The sequence below is a fragment of the Levilactobacillus muriae genome (assembly GCF_045862015.1).
Taxonomy (GTDB): domain Bacteria; phylum Bacillota; class Bacilli; order Lactobacillales; family Lactobacillaceae; genus Levilactobacillus; species Levilactobacillus muriae.
In genome coordinates, this window is record NZ_BAAFRU010000041.1 from 1 (window position 1) to 3261 (window position 3261).

2 rRNA genes are annotated in these 3261 nt (G+C 49.3%); both read right to left on the bottom strand.

The features are described from left to right. Nucleotides 1–2: 2 nt before the first annotated feature. A 5S ribosomal RNA gene (rrf, locus tag ACKTSF_RS14025) occupies nucleotides 3–119 on the bottom strand. Nucleotides 120–195: 76 nt separating this feature from the next. Next, nucleotides 196–3114 (bottom strand): 23S ribosomal RNA (locus ACKTSF_RS14030). Between the last annotated feature and the right edge of the window lie 147 nt (nucleotides 3115–3261).

The window sequence follows — 3261 nt, forward strand, 5'->3', positions numbered from 1 at the left end:
TCGCGTGGCAACGTCCTATCCTCGCAGGGGGCGATCCCCCAACTACTATCGGCGTGCTAAAGCTTAACTTCCGTGTTCGGCATGGGAACGGGTGTATCCTTTAGGCTATCGCCACCACACTATAAGAGAACTTCTTCCCTCAAAACTAGATATTATTCAATTATTCTCCATTTCGGAAACAACCACGTTTTCAACTTGGTTAAGTCCTCGACCGATTAGTACTGGTCCGCTCCACGCCTCACGGCGCTGCTACTTCCAGCCTATCTACCTGATCATCTTTCAGGGGTCTTACTTCCATATAGGAATGGGAAATCTCATCTCGAGGCGAGTTTCACACTTAGATGCTTTCAGCGTTTATCTCATCCATACATAGCTACCCAGCGATGCGCCTGGCGGCACAACTGGTACACCAGCGGTATGTCCATCCCGGTCCTCTCGTACTAAGGACAGCTCCTCTCAAATTTCCTACGCCCGCGACGGATAGGGACCGAACTGTCTCACGACGTTCTGAACCCAGCTCGCGTACCGCTTTAATGGGCGAACAGCCCAACCCTTGGGACCGACTACAGCCCCAGGATGCGATGAGCCGACATCGAGGTGCCAAACCTCCCCGTCGATGTGGACTCTTGGGGGAGATAAGCCTGTTATCCCCAGGGTAGCTTTTATCCGTTGAGCGATGGCCCTTCCATACGGTACCACCGGATCACTAAGCCCGACTTTCGTCCCTGCTCGACCTGTCTGTCTCGCAGTCAAGCTCTCTTCTGCCTTTACACTCGACGAATGATTTCCAACCATTCTGAGAGAACCTTTGGGCGCCTCCGTTACTTTTTAGGAGGCGACCGCCCCAGTCAAACTGCCTACCTGACACTGTCTCCCACCACGATTAGTGGTGCGGGTTAGAGTGTTCACACAGCGAGGGTCGTATCCCACCAGCGCCTCACTCGAAACTAGCGTTCCGAGTTCTACGGCTCCGACCTATCCTGTACAAGCTGTGTCAACACCCAATATCAAGCTACAGTAAAGCTCCATGGGGTCTTTCCGTCCTGTCGCGGGTAACCTGCATCTTCACAGGTAATATAATTTCACCGAGTCTCTCGTTGAGACAGTGCCCAGATCGTTACGCCTTTCGTGCGGGTCGGAACTTACCCGACAAGGAATTTCGCTACCTTAGGACCGTTATAGTTACGGCCGCCGTTTACTGGGGCTTCATTTCTGGGCTTCGCCGAAGCTAACTCATCCACTTAACCTTCCAGCACCGGGCAGGCGTCAGCCCCTATACGTCATCTTGCGATTTTGCAGAAACCTGTGTTTTTGATAAACAGTCGCCTGGGCCTTTTCACTGCGGCTACACTTGCGTGTAGCACCCCTTCTCCCGAAGTTACGGGGTCATTTTGCCGAGTTCCTTAACGAGAGTTCACTCGCTCACCTTAGGATACTCTCCTCGACTACCTGTGTCGGTTTGCGGTACGGGTAATTAATCACTAACTAGAAGCTTTTCTCGGCAGTGTGACATCTGGCGCTTCCCTACTTAAATTCGGTCCTCGTCACGCCTTGTCCTTAGCGATAAGCATTTAACTCATCACCAGACTTGACGCTTGAACACACATTTCCAATCGTGTGCACACCATAGCCTACTGCGTCCCTCCATCGTTCAAACATGATTAACTAGTACAGGAATATCAACCTGTTATCCATCGCCTACGCTTCTCAGCCTCGGCTTAGGTCCCGACTAACCCTGGGAGGACGAGCCTTCCCCAGGAAACCTTAGTCATTCGGTGGATCAGATTCTCACTGATCTTTCGCTACTCATACCGGCATTCTCACTTCTAAGCGCTCCACTAGTCCTTGCGGTCTAGCTTCATTGCCCTTAGAACGCTCTCCTATCACGCGACCTATTGGTCGCATCCATAATTTCGGTAACATGCTTAGCCCCGGTAAATTTTCGGCGCGGGATCACTCGGCTAGTGAGCTATTACGCACTCTTTAAATGGTGGCTGCTTCTGAGCCAACATCCTAGCTGTCTATGCAACTCCACATCCTTTTCCACTCAGCATGTATTTAGGGACCTTAATTGATGGTCTGGGCTGTTCCCCTTTCGACGGTGGATCTTATCACTCATCGTCTGACTCCCGGATATAAATCAGTGGCATTCGGAGTTTATCTGAATTCAGTAACCCATGACGGGCCCCTAGTCCAAACAGTGGCTCTACCTCCACGATTCTTAACTCCGAGGCTAACCCTAAAGCTATTTCGGAGAGAACCAGCTATCTCCAAGTTCGTTTGGAATTTCACCGCTATCCACACCTCATCCCAGCATTTTTCAACATACACGGGTTCGGTCCTCCAGTGCGTTTTACCGCACCTTCAACCTGGACATGGATAGGTCACCTGGTTTCGGGTCTACATCAACTTACTGAAACGCCCGTTTCAGACTCGCTTTCGCTACGGCTCCGGTCTTTACACCTTAACCTTGCAAATTAACGTAACTCGCCGGTTCATTCTACAAAAGGCACGCTATCACCCATTAACGGGCTCTAACTAATTGTAGGCACATGGTTTCAGGAACTATTTCACTCCGCTTCCGCGGTGCTTTTCACCTTTCCCTCACGGTACTGGTTCACTATCGGTCACTAGGGAGTATTTAGCCTTGGGAGATGGTCCTCCCGGTTTCCGACCACGTTTCACGTGTGTGGCCGTACTCAGGATACTGAACTGAGGGTCAATAATTTCATCTACGGGGGTATCACCCTCTATGCCGAGTCTTCCCAGACTCTTCGATTATCATTGACTTTGGTAACTCAAATGTTCAGTCCTACAACCCCAAAGAGCAAGCTCTTTGGTTTGGGCTATTCCCCGTTCGCTCGCCGCTACTTAGGGAATCGATTTTTCTTTCTATTCCTGCGGGTACTTAGATGTTTCAGTTCCCCGCGTTTGCCTCAACTCAAGTATGTATTCCCTGAGTTGTAATTACTGATTAAAGTAATTGGGTTTCCCCATTCGGAAATCTCCGGATCAAAGCTTACGTACAGCTCCCCGAAGCATATCGGTGTTAGTCCCGTCCTTCATCGGCTCCTAGTACCAAGGCATCCACCATGCGCCCTTCATAACTTAACCTAACGATTACTTCGTAATCGCTGATTAATTGAGTATTAGCGATATAAACTAATTAAAAAACTCAAAAATACGCAGTTGTTTCTCGGTTTTAATTATCTTAATAATTAAAGGAAAATAATTGATAATATCTAGTTTTCAAAGAACAAG